This window comes from Vibrio sp. TAP-3B (assembly GCF_057784735.1).
Genome location: NZ_CM173495.1, coordinates 2,539,725 through 2,559,300, shown reverse-complemented (window position 1 = coordinate 2,559,300; position 19,576 = coordinate 2,539,725). Strand labels below are relative to the sequence as shown.

The window sequence follows — 19,576 nt, the reverse complement described above, 5'->3', positions numbered from 1 at the left end:
GTAACACTTGGCTTTAGACGTAATAAAACAACCACTTAATTTTAAATAATTAATAACGCTCCCGCCCTAGCGCAAAGGATTGCGCGCACGATAAACTATTCCCCACCAATATGTGACGGGTCACCTAAAAACTCACTGAAATCATGGATATTTTTTGAACTGTCTCCCTGTTTTCTCTCCGCCCCGTTGCTAGCATGGTGAGCAGATTAAAATAAAAACATCTTTACAAAATCCCTACAAAATCCTTATAAGGAGCACCTATGACCGTTATGGAACATACTAAGGCTGCAACACTTGATCTAACCAAACACGGACTGCATGACGTCAAAGAGGTTGTACGCAACCCAAGCTATGAAATGTTGTTTGAGGAAGAAACGCGTGAAGACTTAACCGGTTATGAGCGCGGTGTGGTTACTGAACTAGGTGCGGTTGCCGTTGACACTGGCATCTTTACTGGTCGCTCACCAAAAGATAAATACATCGTCAAAGACGCTACCACTGAAGAGCATATGTGGTGGACGTCTGATCAAGTAAAAAATGATAACAAACCAATCTCTCAAGCAGTATGGAATGAGTTGAAGGAATTGGTGACAAACCAACTGTCTAACAAGCGTTTGTTTGTCGTTGACGGTTACTGTGGTGCAAACCCTGATACACGCTTGAGCATTCGTGTTATCACGGAAGTCGCTTGGCAAGCGCACTTCGTTAAAAACATGTTTATTCGCCCAACCGAAGAAGAGTTGGCAACGTTTGAGCCCGACTTCGTGGTCATGAATGGCGCAAAATGCACTAACCCAAAATGGGAAGAGCAAGGTCTTAACTCGGAAAACTTCACCGTCTTTAACCTCACTGAGCGCATGCAGCTTATCGGTGGTACTTGGTACGGTGGTGAGATGAAGAAAGGTATGTTCGCGATGATGAACTACTTCCTTCCTCTCAAAGACATCGCATCGATGCACTGGCAGTGCAAACATGGGCAAAGAGGGTGATGTGGCAGTATTCTTCGGTCTGTCTGGTACCGGTAAAACAACGCTTTCTACCGACCCTAAACGTGCGCTGATTGGTGATGATGAGCACGGCTGGGATGACGATGGCGTCTTCAACTTTGAAGGCGGTTGCTACGCGAAAACCATCAAACTATCGAAAGAAGCAGAGCCCGATATCTACAACGCCATCCGACGTGATGCGCTACTCGAAAACGTCACCGTTCGTGGCGACGGCTCTATCGATTTTGATGACGGTTCGAAGACAGAAAACACCCGTGTTTCTTACCCGATCTACCACATTGACAACATCGTGAAACCGGTATCAAAAGGCGGTCACGCGAATAAAGTGATCTTCCTCTCTGCAGATGCGTTTGGCGTACTGCCTCCTGTGTCTAAATTGACGCCTGAACAAACTAAGTACCATTTCCTCTCTGGCTTTACTGCGAAGCTTGCAGGTACAGAGCGTGGTATTACTGAGCCAACACCAACATTCTCTGCTTGTTTCGGCGCGGCGTTCTTAACGCTTCATCCGACAAAATACGCAGAAGTATTGGTGAAACGTATGGAAGCGGCGGGCGCAGAAGCCTACCTCGTGAACACAGGTTGGAACGGCACAGGTAAGCGCATCTCTATCCAAGATACGCGTGGCATCATTGATGCTATCCTAGATGGTTCTATTGAAGAAGCAGGGACTAAACATATCCCTATCTTCAACCTTGAAGTGCCGACGTCACTGCCTGGCGTAGATCCAAGTATTCTCGACCCTCGCGAAACTTACGTAGACCCACTACAATGGGAAAGCAAGGCGAAAGATCTGGCTGAGCGCTTCATCAATAACTTTGATAAGTACACAGACAATGCGGAAGGCAAATCTCTGGTTGCCGCTGGGCCACAGATTGATTAATCCCAAGCCAATCTAAGTTGACCGTGACTTAGTTACAAAAAACTTCTTCAAGCCCCTCTTTTGAGGGGCTTTTTATTGAATACCGCACAAGATTGATACAAGCTAACACTTATCTAAATCATTTGAGAAACTGATATCTCAGTTTCCATGCACCCACAATAGGTTCTACTAGGGATGAAAACAGCGCGTCGAGTTCTAATTTTGTTACTTGTGTTAGTGGTTGCGATTCCGGCCGCTGTGATTGCGCTGCTCACCACGTCCTACGCTAACGCCACTTGGCAACGGCTTTCGCACCAGCTTAATCTGCCCTTTAACGCCGACAGCATTCATTATGACTTTCCATACCACCTGACTTTACAAGGTGTGAGTACCGCAACTGCCGATTCGCCTTATATCGAACAAATTGATCTCTGGATGAATCCCGATGTTTATCGTGATGGTCAGTGGATCGTCGACAGCTTGCTCATTGACGGACTCAGCTTACAACAAGGACTACCCGCTTTACCCAGCCTAGAGCATATTCAGTTTCATCAGGTCGCCCTCAAGAATCTTGATTACGCTGACGAACAGTTTTCTGCCAATGGTATTAACCTCCAAATTCAATCGCCACGATGGAATGGCGACTCTATACCGTATGGAGAGGTTCAACTCGCGGCCGAACAAATATATTGGAGTGGCGAAGCCTTTAATCAAGTTTTGGTCGACATGGACTACAAGCCGGCAAACAGCACGCTTTACGGCGCTTCATTTAGCTGGCGCAATAGCCAAGTGTCCGGCCAAGGTGAGCAGTACGCACAAGGGTGGTCTTTAGTGAACGTCACCATCAATAAACTGCAGATGAGTAACGCGCAGCGCGATTCCCTTCTAGTGAAACCCTGGCAAACATTACCTTTCCAAGTCAGTCACATCAATAGTCTCGATGTTCTGAATGCCGATATTGCGTGGGGAGACTGGCATTGGCAAAATCTCGAACTGTCGGTTGAGGACGCCACACTGCCTCTCTCACTCTGGAACACCACCGCACAGATTTCTTTGCAAGCCGATAGTGTTCAATTCCAGCAGCAAACGGCTGTGGAACTACGTTTAAGCGCCATGCTCAAGCCAGGTCAACTCCTACTGAATGACCTAAGTTTCGATTGGCAACAAGGCCGAGTGCAAACCTCCGGGAAATTTAGTCCTACCCAATGGCAAATCGACGAGGCTTCCGTCCGCGGTTTGAAGTGGACCATACAGCCAGAAGACCGCCACGACTGGTGGCGCACCGCCACAAGCAAGTTAGATCATGTGGCGATTAAACGACTCGATATTCAACGCAGCCAAATCATTCAACTCTCCGAAACGCCTTATTGGCAACTCTCTGGTTTCAGCATCGACGGTGAACAGCTTGAAATAGCAAGGTCGAACAAACGCTGGGTTCTTTGGAATGGGCATCTCGATGCCAGTGTGGTTAATGCCAGTTATGAGCAGACTCTCTCATCTCATGCGGCGCTTTCTATGCAAAGCGACAATGGCTTCTGGCAATTGACTCGTCTATTTGCGCCACTAGAGCAAGGCTACATCGAAGGGTTTGGACACATCGACTTAAACACCACCAGTCAGCCATGGGCATTAAATGTAAATGCTGACGGCATTCCACTGAAGCTGCTCAACCGTTACTTACCTACAACATTTGCACTCGAAGGATTCACTGACCTAAGCCTCGACCTGCAAGGACTCGCCGGTGATCGCAATATGCTGGCTTACAGTTTGTCTGGTGAGGTGGCCGCGAATATGCGTGATACGACCTTAAAATTACAAGCCGACCATGATCTCAAAGCCGTGACCTTTAGCCCATTGCGTTTAGAGGCTCAGCGTGGGAAGGTGGCGATTCAACCAATCACCATGTCAGGAAAAGCCATGACTGGTAAGGTATTGGGCGAATTTGACATGACCAACACCCCGCTTAGTGGCATTGTCTACCAATTGGACGGGGTATGTGGTGTGGTCCAAGGCGACCTTCTAAGCGGTGAAGCAAGTCGTAATGACTGTGTAGAGCCCCCATCATCAGTAAAGACTGACAAATCGCGGCAGAGATCCGAGGCGCCGATGGAACCCACGACATTGATTGATGATATCAATCTAGAGCTGCATGAAGAACAACTCAGCGAAGAGGTGGTTGAAGAAGAGCAAGAGCCAGTCGCACCAACCATCTCAGCAGAGCAAGTGCTTCCTACTGAAAATGAAAGCGCGACGGAGGGAAAGCTTGAGCCTACTCACCTAACAACTGAGGAACTTTGAATCGTTGGGTAGCAGCATGTAGGTACCAACAAAATCCACTGCGGGAGTCTCACCGCTATAAATCACCACGTGAATGACGATGCGTGCTTTTCTTCCTGATGCTAAGCGGTCTAAGTCGCCACTGATGCCATCCAGTGATGTGCTCGCCACTGGATTTTGCTCTACGGGCTGACGATAACGAATCGAACTATCCGCCAATACAATATCCCCGTGCAACCCGCGCTCTTTAAGCAAAAGCCATGTCATCCCCCACCCTGTCAGTGTGGCTAGAGTAAAGGCAGAACCTGCAAACATGGTGTTGTGAGGGTTGAGGTTAGGGTTGAGCTGCGCACAACACTCAAATTGGTAACCCGTGTACTGATTAATTTTGATCCCCATCTTGTCACTGATTGGGATCTGTTGCTCCCAGCGCTGCTGCAGCTCGGTACACCACTCAGGGCGACGTAAAACATTCGCCATCGGGTCAAGTGGCTTCACCATCTGTTGGTGACACACTGGCCCGCGCCCATCGGTCAGCTCACCACGACGTTCAAAGTCATTTTTTTCATAAAAGGCAATCGCATCTTCACGGGCATTACATACCAAACGTTTCGCACCTTCTTGGCGCGCCAGCGACTCCAGAGCAACCAGAAGCAACGACCCCATTCCTTTGTTACGGCGATTACTTTTTACCGCCATATAGCGAATCTGGCCATCGTTACCCGGTGTGATGTATAAACGCCCGATTGCAATGGGACGGCCTCGACCATCGACAATCATACGATGATGGCTCATGCCATCATATTCATCCCGTTCTGAACCTATCGGCATGCGCCATGGTTCACGAAGCATCTGCCAGCGAAATTGATAGTACTTCTTCAGCTGGTTATCCGTTTTAGGGGTAATGAGTTTGAACATATCAATCCTTTGAACGTGCAAAGCAAACAAAAAGTCTGAGGAAAAAGCCCCAGTAAAATAACATCATTTAGGGTGTATAGCTTAGACCATGATCGTGTCAGCGCCAGATTAGACTTGTAGCCAAAACGTCACCGGCCCGTCATTAACTAAGGACACTTTCATATCAGCAGCAAACCGGCCACGCTGTGTCGGCAGAACCTGCTCACACTGGTCAGAAAAATAATCATACAGATGCTCGGCATCGGTTGGGTGAGCACCACGAGAAAAGCCAGCTCGCGTGCCTTTTTTGGTATCGGCCGGTAACGTAAACTGAGACACGACCAACACTTTGCCTTCCACTTGTTTGACGTTGAGGTTCATTTTACCTGCATCATCTTCAAACACACGGTAGGTGGTAACGCGTTCCATCAAACGCTTGGCTTTGGCTTCATCATCGCCTTTCTCTACGCCCAGTAAAACAAGTAAACCTTGATCGATTTCACCAACCACTTCTCCACCGATTCGAACGGCGGCCTCACTGACTCGTTGAATTAGCGCTATCACTACTTTCGCTTCCTTCATTTTCTAACTGAGATTCCGCGGACGAGTCTATCATGTCTAAGTCCTCACTCCAGTGTTCTTGTTCACCAAGCGCTGCGGTGACCTCGGCGGCCAATAGAACAATCATCCAGCACAAATAGACCCAAACAAATAAAATAGGAATCGCGGCTAAAGCCCCATAAATCAACTGATATGATGGAAAGTGGGTAATATACAGCGCGAACCCTTTCTTACTCAACTCAAACAATACCGCGGCCAACAAGGCACCCAATGCGCCATGCGCTAGGTGTACCTTCTTGTTTGGTACTAAGATGTATAAGCCTAAAAACGCAAAAAAAGACAGCAATAACGGTAACCAACGCAAGAATAGATTGAACGCACCAGAAAGGACTTCATGATCTAAGACTTCCAGTGATGTGGCGTACGAGGTCGCGGCAATACTCGCGCCGACCATAATGGGGCCTAGCGTCAGCACCATCCAATACATGGAAAAAGAAAACACCAAGCGACGCTTGTCTTTCACTCGCCAAATATAATTTAAGCTCTTATCAATGTTTGAAATCAACATCAGCGCAGCAATAAATAGGAACCCGCCCCCTACTGCACTCATTTTTCCGGTATTCGCCACGAACTCTTGCAACGCCGTATCCACCACTTCTCCTGATGCAGGCACAAAATTTTCAATAACATAGCCTTGCAGCACTTCGCCGACATTCGAAAAAACAGGGAATTTCGACAATATGGATAACAGTACCGTCAACATCGGCACAATGGACAACAAAGTGATATAAGCAAGATAGCCCGCGTTGACATTCACGCGATCGTGCGTTAATCGCTTAAGAAGATACTTAAAAAACGCGACGCAACTTGGCAGTAAATGGCTTACCCTTGCCTTGTAACTCTCTAATAACTGGTTCATAGTTCATCCCATAATTAGCGTCGAGGACATAAGAATGCCTTATTTATTAGCAATTGTACTATCAATTTTCACATTGACAGGGTGTCAATCTGCTTATTACTCCGCGATGGAACAAGTCGGGTACCATAAACGAGATATTATGGTTGACCGTGTCGAAGATGCCAAAGAATCCCAACAAGATGCGCAAGAAGAGTTCTCCAGCGCACTTGAGGCGTTGTCAGCCCTAACCAACTTTGATGGTGGCGAACTGGAAAGCATTTATAACAAGATTAATGACCAGTACGAAGACAGCGCAAAAGCCGCGCAAGAGGTGCGTGACCGCATCGCTGCCATTGAAGACGTCTCTGATGCTTTATTTGATGAATGGCAAGACGAACTCGACTTGTATACCAATACCAAGCTGCGTCGCTCTAGCGAACAAAAACTGCGTGAAACCAAAGCGTCTTACCAAACCATGCTCAGCGCGATGAAACGTGCCGAGAAAAGGATGGCACCGGTATTAAACACACTGCGCGATAATACGCTGTATCTAAAACACAACCTCAACGCGAGTGCGATTGGTTCGTTGCAAGGTGAGTTCTCTAGTTTAGAGAAAGACATTCAATTCGCGATCAAACAAATGAACGAAGCGATTGCTGAATCAGATAAATTCCTGCAAAAGCTTAATCAAAAGTAAATGATTCAGACCTCCTCCTCGCGAGGAGGTTTTCGTCTGCTGCCTCGGCGACTAAGCCTATTACTCTTCGAACAAAGTCCACGCGCTCTTCGACCCTTCCCCAAGGCACTTCCACCACTTCGTAACCCAGCTCAGCATAGGCATCCACTAAGGATTGATGAATCTTCAATGCCTCTTCAAAGCTGTGCGGACGCACTTCATCTTGCACATAAATAGATGCTTCAGGTCGACAAGTAAACACCTGACTATGGTACCCAGCACTTTCGGTTAAGAAAGCTTGGTCAACCTTACAGCCGCCCACTTGTAGGTATGCAATGATGTCAGGGATGGCGCGATCAACAAACGCAACATCATGACAACGCGCATCACTCTTTTGCTTGCCCATCAACCCAAGGCATAATTTGGCAAACTCAGGCAAATTCGTCCACGGCAAAATACCATTTTCTAACTGGCTTTGCTGTTCAATCAGCGTACGAGAGCTCTCTGCAAACGTCGCATACCCTTGCCGCTCTAATGCATGCAGTAGGGTGGTTTTCCCCGCACCTGGGCCCCCAGTAATCACAATTGGCTTCATGCTGATATTTTCATTCTCTAGATACAAAAAACCCTGAGCATAACTCAGGGCTTCTTCTTAATTGAATCGCTTAACGAAAATTATTTCGCGCCACGAGAAGCACGCTTACGATCGCTTTCCGTTAGGAACTTCTTACGGATACGAATGCTTTCAGGTGTTACTTCTACTAGCTCGTCGTCATCGATAAACTCTAGCGCTTGTTCTAGCGTCATAATGATAGGCGGAGTAAGAACCTGAGCATCATCAGTACCCGATGCACGAACGTTGGTTAACTGCTTACCTTTTAGGGCGTTTACTGTTAAGTCATTGTCGCGGCTGTGAATACCGATAACCATGCCTTCGTAAACTTCCACACCATGACCGATGAATAAACGACCACGCTCTTGAAGGTTAAACAACGCGTTCGTTAGTGCTTTACCTGCTGCGTTCGCAATCAACACACCGTTAACACGTTGACCGATGTTACCGCCTTTGTGTGGGCCATAGTGATCAAACGTATGGTATAGCAGGCCAGAACCAGAAGTTAACGTCATGAATTCCGTTTGGAAGCCGATCAGACCACGAGATGGCATAATGAAGTCCATACGTACACGGCCTTTACCGTCTGGAGACATGTTTTTCAGCTCACCTTTACGTAGGCCGATATTCTCCATGATGCCGCCTTGGTGCTCTTCCATCACATCGATCGTTACCGTTTCAAACGGTTCCATTAGCTTACCATCTTCTTCTTTGATGATAACTTCTGGGCGAGACACAGCAAGCTCAAAGCCTTCACGGCGCATGTTTTCGATCAGGATAGATAGGTGAAGCTCACCACGGCCTGACACGCGGAATTTGTCTGGATCATCGGTTTGCTCAACGCGTAGAGCCACGTTGTGTACCAATTCTTTCTCTAGACGCTCAAGGATATTACGCGAAGTAACGAACTTACCTTCTTTACCCGCAAATGGTGATGTGTTGACTTGGAACGTCATCGTTACCGTTGGTTCATCAACCGACAGAGGCGGTAGCGCTTCTACTGCGTTTTGTGCACAAATCGTGTCAGAAATTTTCAGCTCGCCAAGACCCGTGATTGCGATGATATCACCCGCATTCGCTTGGTCAACTTCGTGACGGTCTAGGCCAAGGTAGCCCATTACAGTACCAACTTTGCCATTACGCGTTTTACCGTTTGCGCTAATAATCGTCACTTGTTGGTTTGGCTTCACGCTACCACGAGTCACACGAGCCACACCGATAACACCCACGTAAGAGCTGTAGTCCAGCTGAGAAACTTGCATCTGTAGTGGACCGTCTAGGTCAACTTCAGGAGCCGCGACTTCATCAACGATAGTTTTGAATAACGGTTCCATGTTTTCGCCCGTTTCGCCTTCTTCTAGAGAAGCCCAACCGTTAAGTGCTGAAGCGTAAACCACTTTAAAGTCTAGCTGTTCGTCAGTTGCACCTAGGTTATCGAACAAGTCGAACACTTGGTCCATCACCCAGTCAGGACGTGCACCAGGACGATCAATCTTATTGATCACAAGGATTGGCTTTAGGCCATGCGCGAACGCTTTTTGAGTCACGAAACGAGTTTGCGGCATTGGGCCGTCCACTGCGTCAACGATAAGCAGAACTGAGTCTACCATCGACATGATACGTTCAACTTCACCGCCGAAGTCCGCGTGTCCCGGAGTATCTACGATGTTGATACGGTAATCGTTCCAGTCGATTGCTGTGTTTTTAGCAAGAATGGTAATACCGCGCTCTTTTTCGATGTCGTTCGAGTCCATGACTCGCTCTTCAGCTTCACCGCGAGACTCAAGCGTGCCTGATTGTTGTAGCAGCTTGTCAACCAACGTAGTCTTACCGTGGTCAACGTGCGCGATAATCGCGATATTTCTTAATTTATCAATCTGTGGAGTAGCCATGGATAGTGATTCACTTCGATATATGAAATGCCCCCATGCTGAGAACGGGTGTTCTCTGGTGACATTTTCTGATTAAAAAAACGGCCATAATGTACCAGATTCTAGCAAAAATCCTAGAAATATGTGATCTACTCCCGAGCATTTTTTCGATTTTTACGCTTAATGCCCACTTTATTCCGCAGAACGAATTGATTAAGCGCAACTTTATTCTTATCGATGCATAATTAAAATTGACTCTTGCTTAAAAGCTAGGCTGAATGAACAATGAGGCTGTCACATTGTGGTGCAACGAGCTTTAAAGCACCACAATAGTGCAAACTAAGATCATTTTGGTGCAGCGGCCTGCACCAAACTAGCCCCAAAAATCGCAATTTATTGAAATTAATGGAATATTTTTTTTGGCACGGTTCTGGCTTTAGTAAAACCAGTATCGATTAATGAAAAATCTAAAATTGATTAATCAATGCTGGTTTCATGAGTAGTTCATAAATCGAGCTTTTACCGCTTATAACACTGGAGGTTATCCAAGATGTCAGTAGAAAACGTTTTATCACTGATCCAAGAAAACGAAGTAAAGTTTGTTGACCTACGCTTCACTGATACAAAAGGTAAAGAGCAGCACATTTCGATCCCTGCTCACCAAATCGACGCAGATTTCTTCGAAGAAGGTAAAATGTTCGATGGTTCATCAGTGGCTGGCTGGAAAGGTATCAACGAGTCAGACATGGTAATGATGCCAGATGCCTCATCAGCCGTTCTTGACCCATTCACAGAAGACGCAACATTAAATATCCGTTGTGACATCCTAGAGCCAGCTACGATGCAAGGTTACGACCGTGACCCACGCTCAATCGCTAAGCGCGCAGAAGACTTTATGCGTTCAACTGGCGTTGCAGACACTGTACTTATCGGCCCAGAGCCAGAGTTCTTCCTATTCGACGATGTTAAATTCTCAACAGATATGTCAGGTTCTTTCTTCAAGATTGACGACGTGGAAGCTGCTTGGAACACTGGTACTGACATCGAAGGTGGTAACAAAGGTCACCGCCCTGGCGTAAAAGGCGGTTACTTCCCAGTCGCGCCTGTCGATTCCTCTCAAGATATCCGCTCTGCAATGTGTCTGGTGATGGAAGAAATGGGCTTAGTTGTTGAAGCGCACCACCACGAAGTAGCGACCGCTGGCCAGAACGAAATCGCAACTCGTTTTCACACGCTAACAACGAAAGCGGATGAAATCCAAATTTACAAATACGTCGTGCACAATGTGGCACACGCATTCGGAAAAACAGCAACCTTCATGCCTAAACCACTCGTTGGCGATAACGGCTCGGGTATGCATGTTCACCAATCTCTAGCGAAAGACGGCGTTAACCTGTTTGCTGGCGATAAGTACGGCGGTCTATCTGAAATGGCGCTGTATTACATTGGCGGTATCATCAAGCACGCTCGCGCAATCAACGCGTTTGCGAACCCATCAACTAACTCGTACAAGCGTCTTGTACCCGGCTTCGAAGCGCCAGTGATGCTCGCTTACTCAGCACGTAACCGCTCTGCTTCTATCCGTATCCCTGTGGTACCAAGCCCTAAAGCGCGTCGTATCGAAGTTCGCTTCAGTGACCCAGCGGCAAACCCATACCTATGCTTCGCATCAATGCTCATGGCTGGTCTTGATGGTATTAAAAACAAGATCCATCCAGGCGAAGCTATGGATAAAGACCTTTACGATCTACCAGCTGAAGAAGCAGCAGAAATCCCAACCGTTGCTTACTCACTGAAAGACGCACTAGCAGAACTGGATGCTGACCGTGAATTCCTAACCGCTGGTGGTGTATTTTCTGATGACTTTATCGATTCTTACATCGAACTTAAGTCTCAAGATGTTGAGCGCGTAAACATGACAACTCACCCAGTTGAGTTTGAACTTTACTACTCGGTATAAGAGCATTACAGTGTAAAATGTAAACACCGCAACAAAATATTAGGCTCGCCTCGCAGGCGGGCCTTTTTTGTATTCGTTCGATCCACTGCCCCGTTTAACATGAATAAATAATTACAATACGCTCAGACTCTTTTTTTTATCAAGAGCCGAAGCAACCAAAACGTGAAATCATCTATCAAAAGAAGGTGAGCTATGAAAGTTCAGCTTATACCATCTCTGTGCGCGCTCGGCGGATTACTGATAGCCTCCGCTGTCCCTGCGCAAGTCGCTTATACTTGGGTGGACGAAAGTGGGGTGATCCACTTTAGTGACACCCCTAGCCAAGGTTCAAAGGCCATCGCACTGCCAAATTTAGAAGCCAGTGCCCCTGCGCCTAGAGTGGAAAGCACTGAATCGCTCACCCCACAAGCGAACACTACGACAAAACCCGAGAAAAAGCCGGAAACCAAAACGGATCAATTGCAGCCATTGCAACTCTCAATACAGACTCCTCAACATAACGAGACCATCCGCAGTAATCGTGGACTCATCAATATTACACTTGAAACCAACCGCAAACTTGGTATTGGCGAGCAATTGCAGCTGCTACTCGACGGCAAACCTTATGGTGCACCACAAGGCCGCATGACTTGGCAGTTAAATAATATTGACCGAGGAACTCATACGCTGGCAGTGCACGCAAAGAGAAGCGGCAAGCTTATTGCATCAACTAGCCCTATAACGGTGCATTTACACAGAGCAAGTGTTAAGCCGACCGTAAAAGGGGCAAAATAGACTATTTGATGGAAAAGTAGCATCACCGCGATGCTTTTCACTTTTTCTTCTGAGATTTATTCGCCATACTTAACGTTCTATTGCACCATTATTGTGCGTCGCACAATCTTAACGCAAAACAAGGACGTAATGTGGATACCAGTCTCCCTAGTGCCATTCTCAACAACATGGTGACAGCAACGCTGATTCTTGATGAAGGATTGGCCATCCGCTATGCCAATCCTGCCGCGGAGCTGTTATTTTCTCAAAGTGCTAAACGTATGGTCGAGCAGTCTCTGTCTCAACTTATTCAGCACGCTTCGCTGGATCTCGCGCTTCTCACGCAGCCTCTACAGAGTGGTCAAAGCCTCACCGATAGTGACGTCACCTTTGTGGTCGATGGCCGTCCTCTTATGCTAGAGGTCACCGTTAGCCCCATTACTTGGCAAAAACAGCTCATGCTGCTTGTCGAAATGCGCAAGATTGATCAACAGCGTCGACTGTCACAAGAACTTAACCAACATGCACAACAACAGGCCGCTAAATTGTTGGTGCGAGGTTTAGCACACGAGATCAAAAACCCTTTGGGTGGTTTGCGTGGGGCGGCACAACTGTTAGAAAAGATGTTGCCAGATCCCTCTCTCACCGAGTACACACACATCATCATTGAGCAGGCGGATCGATTAAGAGCATTGGTTGACCGCTTACTTGGGCCACAAAAGCCAGGTAAGAAGACACAAGAAAACCTGCATCAAACTCTAGAAAAGGTTCGTCAACTGGTCGAACTCGAGTCACAGCAATCGATGGTCATTGAGCGTGATTACGACCCCAGTTTGCCGGAAATATTGATGGATGCGGATCAAATAGAACAAGCCATGCTCAACATCGTTAGCAACGCGGCGCAAATTCTTAGCCATCAGGATCACGGCACAATAACCATCCGAACCAGAACGGTACACCAAGCCAATATACACGGAAAACGCTGCAAGCTAGCAGCCCGTATCGAAATTACCGATAACGGTCCTGGCATTCCGCCAGAATTACAGGACACGCTTTTCTATCCCATGGTCAGTGGTCGTGAGGGCGGCACTGGTTTAGGGCTGTCCATTTCACAGAACCTTATCGACCAGCACAACGGAAAAATCGACGTAGAAAGCTGGCCAGGCCATACCACGTTTACAATTTATCTGCCGATCTGACGGCGCGAATGGAGTTCGCTACGCGTCAGTTTTTTCAGTTTTGCTGCAAGGATTAATAACACATGAGTAAAGGATATGTTTGGGTCGTCGATGACGACAGTTCAATTCGCTGGGTAATGGAAAAAACGCTCTCCTCCGCCAATATAAAATGCGAAACCTACGCCGATGGGGAAAGCGTTTTAATGGAACTGGAGCGCGAAGTGCCCGATGTCTTAGTATCAGATATTCGCATGCCCGGTATCGATGGCTTAGAGCTGCTCAAACAAGTACAACACGATTACCCTGACCTTCCTGTTATCATCATGACGGCGCACTCAGATCTCGATGCTGCGGTCAATGCCTACCAAAAAGGCGCCTTTGAATATTTACCAAAGCCGTTTGACATTGATGAAGCCTTAACTTTGGTCGAACGTGCTATTGCACATAGCCACGAAAACAAGCGTGAACAACTCTCACCGGAAGACCTTCCTGCAGAAACCCCGGAAATCATCGGCGAAGCCCCCGCAATGCAAGAGGTATTTCGAGCTATTGGTCGCCTTTCACGTTCGTCGATTTCAGTACTCATCAATGGCGAATCCGGTACAGGCAAGGAGTTAGTCGCTCATGCCTTACATCGCCACAGCCCACGCGCCAACAAGCCGTTTATTGCTTTGAACATGGCCGCTATTCCCAAAGACCTGATTGAATCCGAGCTGTTTGGTCATGAAAAAGGCGCATTTACGGGAGCAAACAGTATCCGTCAAGGACGCTTCGAACAAGCCAATGGCGGCACGCTATTTTTGGACGAAATCGGTGATATGCCGCTAGACATCCAAACTCGTTTATTGCGTGTGCTGGCGGATGGGCAGTTCTATCGAGTAGGCGGTCACTCTCCGGTCAGTGTTGATGTCCGTATCGTCGCCGCTACTCACCAAAACCTTGAAAAACTGGTTCAGAATGGGGGATTTCGTGAAGATTTATTCCATCGCTTGAACGTCATCCGCGTACAAATCCCTGCCCTGCGTGAACGCAAACAAGACATTGAAAAGCTAACTCTGCATTTCCTTATCAGAGCTGCCGATGAGCTTGACGTTGAAACAAAAACGCTGCATCCATCGACCATTGAAATTCTTAATCGTCTCGATTGGCCGGGCAACGTACGTCAGTTAGAGAATATTTGTCGTTGGTTAACCGTGATGGCCAGTGGTAGCGAAGTACTTCCCAATGACTTACCAAGTGAACTCCTCGAAGAGAAAAAGACCATTTCAGACGCCACACACGGCAGTTGGCAAGAAAACCTAGCGGAATGGGCTCGACAATCTCTCGCGGAAGGGGATAAAGAACTGCTGTCTTACGCTTTACCGGAATTCGAACGCATTTTATTGGAGGCGGCCTTGGAGCACACTAAAGGTCATAAACAAGATGCAGCTAAAGTACTAGGCTGGGGACGTAATACACTAACTAGAAAACTAAAAGAACTGTACTGACCATCACTTACGTCGTACACCAACATATTTGGTTAACGTGAAGCAGAAAAGAGCTAGAATCGTTGATTTCATAGTCATCGTCTGCTGACAATCGACTAACCTATTATTTATACTTCGGGAAGCCTTACCCATTTATTGTCACAGATGATGTTTGGGCTTTGTTCCTGTTCACCACTATCCGGATCGACATAATGATAACGAAGAATCTTCCTCTCACTGACTTGCACCGTCACCTTGACGGTAACATTCGCACTAAGACTATTCTCGAGCTTGGCCAAAAATTTGGGGTCACTCTACCTGCATACGATATCGAGTCGTTAACGCCATACGTTCAAATTGTCGAAACAGAACCTTCTCTTGTTGCTTTCCTTTCTAAGCTCGACTGGGGGGTGGCCGTATTAGGCGATCTAGACGCATGTCGTCGTGTGGCGTACGAAAACGTGGAAGACGCACTGAACGCACAGATTGATTATGCTGAGCTGCGTTTCTCTCCATACTACATGGCGATGAAACACAAATTACCCGTTGCAGGTGTGGTTGAAGCGGTCGTGGATGGGGTTCAAGCGGGTATGCGTGATTTTGGCGTTAAAGCCAATCTTATCGGTATTATGAGTCGCACTTTTGGCACTGATGCTTGCCAACAAGAGTTGGACGGTATTCTGAGCCAAAAAGATCATATCGTTGCCGTCGACTTGGCGGGTGACGAGCTTGGCCAACCGGGTGATCGCTTTGTGTCTCACTTCAAGCAAGTACGTAATGCCGGCCTTGGGGTAACGGTTCACGCTGGTGAAGCGGCAGGTGCAGAGAGCATGTGGCAAGCAATCCATGAGCTGGGCGCAACTCGTATCGGCCACGGCGTAAAAGCGATTCACGATCCAAAACTGATGGATTATCTCGCAGAACACCGCATTGGTATTGAATCTTGCCTAACATCAAACTACCAAACTAGCACGGTAGAAACGTTAGAAAACCACCCTCTCAAACAGTTCCTAGAGCATGGCGTTCTTGCGTCTCTAAACACTGACGATCCAGCGGTAGAAGGCATCGAGCTACCATACGAATACGAAGTAGCGGCACCAGCAGCTGGTCTGAGCCAAGAGCAAATTCGTCAAGCGCAAATCAATGGCCTTGAGATTGCATTCCTTTCAGAAGCAGAAAAAGCGGAACTGAAAGAGAAAGTAAAAGATCGCGCATAAATACAGAGAAAAAACAAAAAAATGCCAGCATCTGCTGGCATTTTTTATATCTTGAATCGGATTCTCTGATTAAATAACACGAGAGAATTGTTGCTGACGCGCCTTCGCTCGCAGGTACTTATCGAAACACATACAAATATTACGGATCAGCAAACGACCTCGCAGTGTCACACGGATTTCACTGTCATCCACTTCCACCAGCTCATCGTTGATGAAGGTCTGCAGTAGCTGCAAGTCTTCTTTGAAATATTGATCGAAGCTCAGTTTGAATTCTGACTCGATGGCTTTCTTGTCTAATTGAAAGTTACAAATCAGCTGCTTAATCACTTCACGACGCAGTAGGTCATCAGAGTCCAACGACACTCCTTTCCACAGTGCGTGACGAAGTTCGTTGACTTGAGCGTAGTATTTCTTCAGCTCTTTCTGGTTTTGCGCGTACGCATCGCCGATCATCGAAATCGCTGACACACCAAAGCCAACCAAATCACATTCACCTTGTGTGGTGTAGCCTTGGAAGTTGCGATGCAAAATACCTTCGCGCTGGGCAACGGCAAGTTCATCGTCCGGCAAAGCAAAGTGGTCCATACCAATAAATTGATAACCTGCGCCAGTCAGGGTTGCGATGGTGTCTTGCAGAATCGCCATCTTCTCTTCGGCTTTAGGTAAGTCTTCATCTTTGATCTTACGCTGCGCTGCAAAAAGTTGCGGCATGTGCGCGTAGTTAAACACCGACAAACGACCTGGCTGCATTTCTAGCACTTGTTCAAGCGTTTTAGCAAAAGACGTCTTCGTTTGCTTCGGTAAGCCGTAAATCAAATCTAGGTTCGTTGAGCGAAAGCCCAGCTCTTTCGCACGGGCCGCCATCGCGAAGATAAACTCTTCATCTTGTTCGCGGTTGACCAACTGCTGCACTTCTTTGTTAAAGTCCTGCACACCAATACTCAGGCGATTAAATCCTTCGCAGCGCAGATGGTCCAGCACCGTGAGCTCGATTTCACGCGGGTCAACCTCAATGCTGATTTCTGCATCGGAACTGAAGGTAAATTCTTGACGCAGCAGGCTCATGACACGTGTAATTTGCTTTTCAGAAAGAAACGTTGGTGTACCACCACCAAAGTGTAATTGAGTCACCGTGCGACCAACCAACAGCGAAGCACGTTGGCGAATTTCGTGTTCGAGTACGTCGAGGTATTCGTCCGCTTTGTGTGAGTGGCGCGTAATCACTTTGTTACAGCCGCAGTAATAGCAAAGCTTGTGACAAAACGGGATGTGAACGTACAACGATAACGGACGATCTGGGTACTGAGTGCATGCCATATCATAATCAGAAATGGTAAACGCTTCATGAAATTCCAGCGCCGTTGGGTACGACGTGTAGCGAGGACCGGAATAATTGTACTTATCCAATACCGCTTGATCCCAGACGATTTGCTGTTTCGATTCAGTGTGTTGATTCGACATGGTGGTACTTTCCGTTAAATGCGAGGGCAACGAAAGTCGTCACCCGATATTCAGAGCCGCTATTTTGCCACATGATGATGAAAACCGCGGCGCGCCGACTGGCTTTTTAATTATAAAACTAAAGAAGTGCCAGCGTGATCACGATACCTCCAATAGTCATCAAAAAACCAGTGGGTCAGTGTTAAATCATCTGAATATTAATTTGATTATTCAGTGGCTGGACGTTTTTTTGCAACAATTTGAGTTCTTCGACAATCGCATCCGTTAAGCGGCTCTCCGCTTTATGACGAGTCAAGTTCTGTTGCATACGCTCTTTCTTGGCAAGCTGTTGGCGTTCTTCACCACGCGGCATATCTTTCACAATATGAAAAAGCTCAGAAATTGCAGGGTACGTTTTATCGAAATCGACACGGTCCTCACCCTGTACGTAATCCATAATGTTATACACACGGATACTGATTTCGGATAAATCGCATTGGCCTTGAATGCCTGCCTGACACAAAGTATGCACACTCTCAAAAATGTTAGCGTTACGTTTATCAATCGCCAACTTTTGATGCTTCAGCTGCAATTCCTTTTGCTTTTTCAATTGAAGCAGAAGGTAACCTGCATAAGAAGCGAGCGCGATGATAATAACCACACCGGCAATAGTTAATAAGGTTACGTTCATTGCTCCATTACCCTTTATAATCGTCGAAGTTTATATCGTCGAAGTCTGCAAGCAAGTCATCATCATTACGCGCGCTTTTTTCAGCAGGCGCAGTGAAGTCTTCATCTTCTTCAGGCTCCAACAGACCCAATTGATCCATTAGCTTCTCGATGCGGTTCAGCTTCTCATCAACGTATTTCTGTAAACCAGTACCTAGGCTTTCACCCGCTTCGATACGATCCAGCAATACGTTCAATTGCGCATCATTTTCTAGCATTTCTAGCTCTTGCTCTGCGGATAGACGACGTTCTTGCTTTGTCATCTTCTTCGCTGGCTCAACCACTAAAGGGATTTTCTTCTTGCTACCCAAGCGCGGATCGCGGTTTTGTGCTGCGGTGTGTTTTTTCTTCTCGTTCGCTTCTGTGTTGCGGTTGCCAGTCTGCAAGCCTTTGCGCTTTTTAGCACGCTTACGTAGACGGCCTTCAACATCAGACTCGGTGCGGTTACGAGTAACAACAGGTTCAGGCGCGCCTGCGGCACCTGGCTTTCTAGATTTCTTTGTACGGCTCATTACTGGGTCTTCCTCAGTAAAATTACATCATTACCAATAAATTCGAGTTCGAGCTTATCCCGCTCAGCGAGGAACTGGAAAGTATCACGACTAAAAAACACCACGTGGGTTGGATCGTTCTTATAGTGCCATGACTTAAATGCTTCTGCATCGATGACCATTTTCGTCATCAAACCAATCCAGCCCCTAGGCTTAACTAAATTCAACCATTGCTTCCACACCAAATTGGGGTGGTAGAGGTGCTCAATCACCTCAGTTGCTGTCATGAAGTCATACTGCACTTCTAACACCGAAGTATCAGGGTGATAGTAGAGGTCGTATAACGCCATGTTATGCCCCGCTTCTTCTAGCATCAAGGAAAGCGTTGGGCCCGGACCACAACCAAAGTCGATTCCATTCGATTGTGGTGAAATTCGCTCTGAAATTGGCTCAGCAATTCTCGACAAAAAACGTCGATACCCCAAGTCTTCGGGGTTGTTCTCATGCAAATCATAGTGAGCTTTTTCAGTTTCCGCATCCAAACGTTGGTCTGGATTAACGAACACCAAGCTGCACTGCTCACATTGAAGATATTCACGTTGCTGATCTTCGAAATAATGGTGAGCGCGCTGATTTTGGCATAAAGGACAGGTGTGCATGCTGACTTCCTCAAACAGGGA

General features: G+C 47.1%; 16 protein-coding genes and 1 pseudogene. 8 read left to right on the top strand and 9 right to left on the bottom strand.

What is annotated here, in order from left to right:
• The first annotated feature begins 260 nt into the window (after positions 1-260).
• Positions 261-1,890, top strand: a pseudogene (gene pckA, locus AC3D28_RS12090) (phosphoenolpyruvate carboxykinase (ATP)).
• Positions 1,891-2,064: 174 nt separating this feature from the next.
• The gene (locus AC3D28_RS12085; protein ID WP_488534882.1) at positions 2,065-4,167 is read left to right on the top strand and encodes an AsmA family protein; all 2,103 of its coding nucleotides are present in this window, start codon (positions 2,065-2,067) and stop codon (positions 4,165-4,167) included.
• On the opposite strand, the gene AC3D28_RS12080 is transcribed toward AC3D28_RS12085, so the two are convergent.
• The 3 genes from AC3D28_RS12080 to AC3D28_RS12070 form a co-directional block, all read right to left on the bottom strand.
• Positions 4,147-5,064 (bottom strand): bifunctional GNAT family N-acetyltransferase/hotdog fold thioesterase, encoded by a 918-nt coding sequence (locus tag AC3D28_RS12080; protein WP_098416827.1) that lies wholly within the window; start codon positions 5,062-5,064, stop codon positions 4,147-4,149. The genes AC3D28_RS12085 and AC3D28_RS12080 overlap by 21 nt on opposite strands.
• A gap of 108 nt (positions 5,065-5,172) precedes the next feature.
• Positions 5,173-5,607, bottom strand: coding sequence for a D-aminoacyl-tRNA deacylase (gene dtd / locus AC3D28_RS12075; RefSeq protein ID WP_488534881.1), 435 nt, complete (start codon positions 5,605-5,607; stop codon positions 5,173-5,175).
• On the bottom strand, positions 5,579-6,523 hold the full coding sequence (locus AC3D28_RS12070) for a virulence factor BrkB family protein (RefSeq protein ID WP_098416829.1): 945 nt from the start codon (positions 6,521-6,523) through the stop codon (positions 5,579-5,581). Before AC3D28_RS12070 ends, dtd begins: the two co-directional genes overlap by 29 nt.
• Before the next feature lie 34 nt (positions 6,524-6,557).
• On the opposite strand from AC3D28_RS12070, the gene AC3D28_RS12065 reads away from it, so the two are divergent.
• Complete coding sequence (locus AC3D28_RS12065; RefSeq protein WP_488534880.1) at positions 6,558-7,199, top strand: DUF2959 domain-containing protein; 642 nt, start codon at positions 6,558-6,560, stop codon at positions 7,197-7,199.
• Here AC3D28_RS12065 and AC3D28_RS12060 read toward each other — a convergent pair.
• Positions 7,186-7,773, bottom strand: coding sequence for an AAA family ATPase (locus AC3D28_RS12060; protein WP_488534879.1), 588 nt, complete (start codon positions 7,771-7,773; stop codon positions 7,186-7,188). The two genes, AC3D28_RS12065 and AC3D28_RS12060, sit on opposite strands and share 14 nt — an antisense overlap.
• 80 nt (positions 7,774-7,853) lie before the next feature.
• Positions 7,854-9,683 carry a translational GTPase TypA gene (gene typA / locus AC3D28_RS12055; RefSeq protein WP_098416832.1) on the bottom strand — a complete coding sequence of 610 codons (1,830 nt, stop codon included), beginning with the start codon at positions 9,681-9,683 and terminating at the stop codon, positions 7,854-7,856.
• 529 nt (positions 9,684-10,212) lie between these two features.
• Here typA and glnA point away from each other — a divergent pair.
• The 5 genes from glnA to add all read left to right on the top strand — a co-directional run bounded on the left by glnA (position 10,213) and on the right by add (position 16,236).
• Entirely contained in the window at positions 10,213-11,622 is a 1,410-nt protein-coding gene (gene glnA / locus AC3D28_RS12050) for a glutamate--ammonia ligase (RefSeq protein WP_098416833.1), read from the top strand.
• A 192-nt stretch (positions 11,623-11,814) separates the two neighbouring features.
• Positions 11,815-12,396, top strand: coding sequence for a DUF4124 domain-containing protein (locus AC3D28_RS12045; protein WP_488534878.1), 582 nt, complete (start codon positions 11,815-11,817; stop codon positions 12,394-12,396).
• A gap of 167 nt (positions 12,397-12,563) precedes the next feature.
• Positions 12,564-13,574 (top strand): nitrogen regulation protein NR(II), encoded by a 1,011-nt coding sequence (gene glnL / locus AC3D28_RS12040; protein ID WP_488536087.1) that lies wholly within the window; start codon positions 12,564-12,566, stop codon positions 13,572-13,574.
• 62 nt (positions 13,575-13,636) lie between these two features.
• Positions 13,637-15,040, top strand: coding sequence for a nitrogen regulation protein NR(I) (glnG, locus tag AC3D28_RS12035; protein ID WP_488534877.1), 1,404 nt, complete (start codon positions 13,637-13,639; stop codon positions 15,038-15,040).
• Positions 15,041-15,231: 191 nt separating this feature from the next.
• The gene (gene add / locus AC3D28_RS12030; protein ID WP_488534876.1) at positions 15,232-16,236 is read left to right on the top strand and encodes an adenosine deaminase; all 1,005 of its coding nucleotides are present in this window, start codon (positions 15,232-15,234) and stop codon (positions 16,234-16,236) included.
• Between the two features lie 69 nt (positions 16,237-16,305).
• On the opposite strand, the gene hemN is transcribed toward add, so the two are convergent.
• From hemN to AC3D28_RS12010, 4 genes are all read right to left on the bottom strand, one after another.
• Positions 16,306-17,697 (bottom strand): oxygen-independent coproporphyrinogen III oxidase, encoded by a 1,392-nt coding sequence (gene hemN / locus AC3D28_RS12025; RefSeq protein WP_098416838.1) that lies wholly within the window; start codon positions 17,695-17,697, stop codon positions 16,306-16,308.
• A gap of 181 nt (positions 17,698-17,878) precedes the next feature.
• Positions 17,879-18,367 carry a DUF2489 domain-containing protein gene (locus AC3D28_RS12020; RefSeq protein WP_098416839.1) on the bottom strand — a complete coding sequence of 163 codons (489 nt, stop codon included), beginning with the start codon at positions 18,365-18,367 and terminating at the stop codon, positions 17,879-17,881.
• A gap of 7 nt (positions 18,368-18,374) precedes the next feature.
• Positions 18,375-18,917, bottom strand: a complete 543-nt coding sequence (yihI, locus tag AC3D28_RS12015; RefSeq protein WP_488534875.1) for a Der GTPase-activating protein YihI — start codon at positions 18,915-18,917, stop codon at positions 18,375-18,377.
• Positions 18,917-19,555 carry a class I SAM-dependent methyltransferase gene (locus tag AC3D28_RS12010; protein ID WP_488534874.1) on the bottom strand — a complete coding sequence of 213 codons (639 nt, stop codon included), beginning with the start codon at positions 19,553-19,555 and terminating at the stop codon, positions 18,917-18,919. The genes yihI and AC3D28_RS12010 overlap by 1 nt, the downstream gene beginning before the upstream one ends.
• Positions 19,556-19,576: the final 21 nt, after the last annotated feature.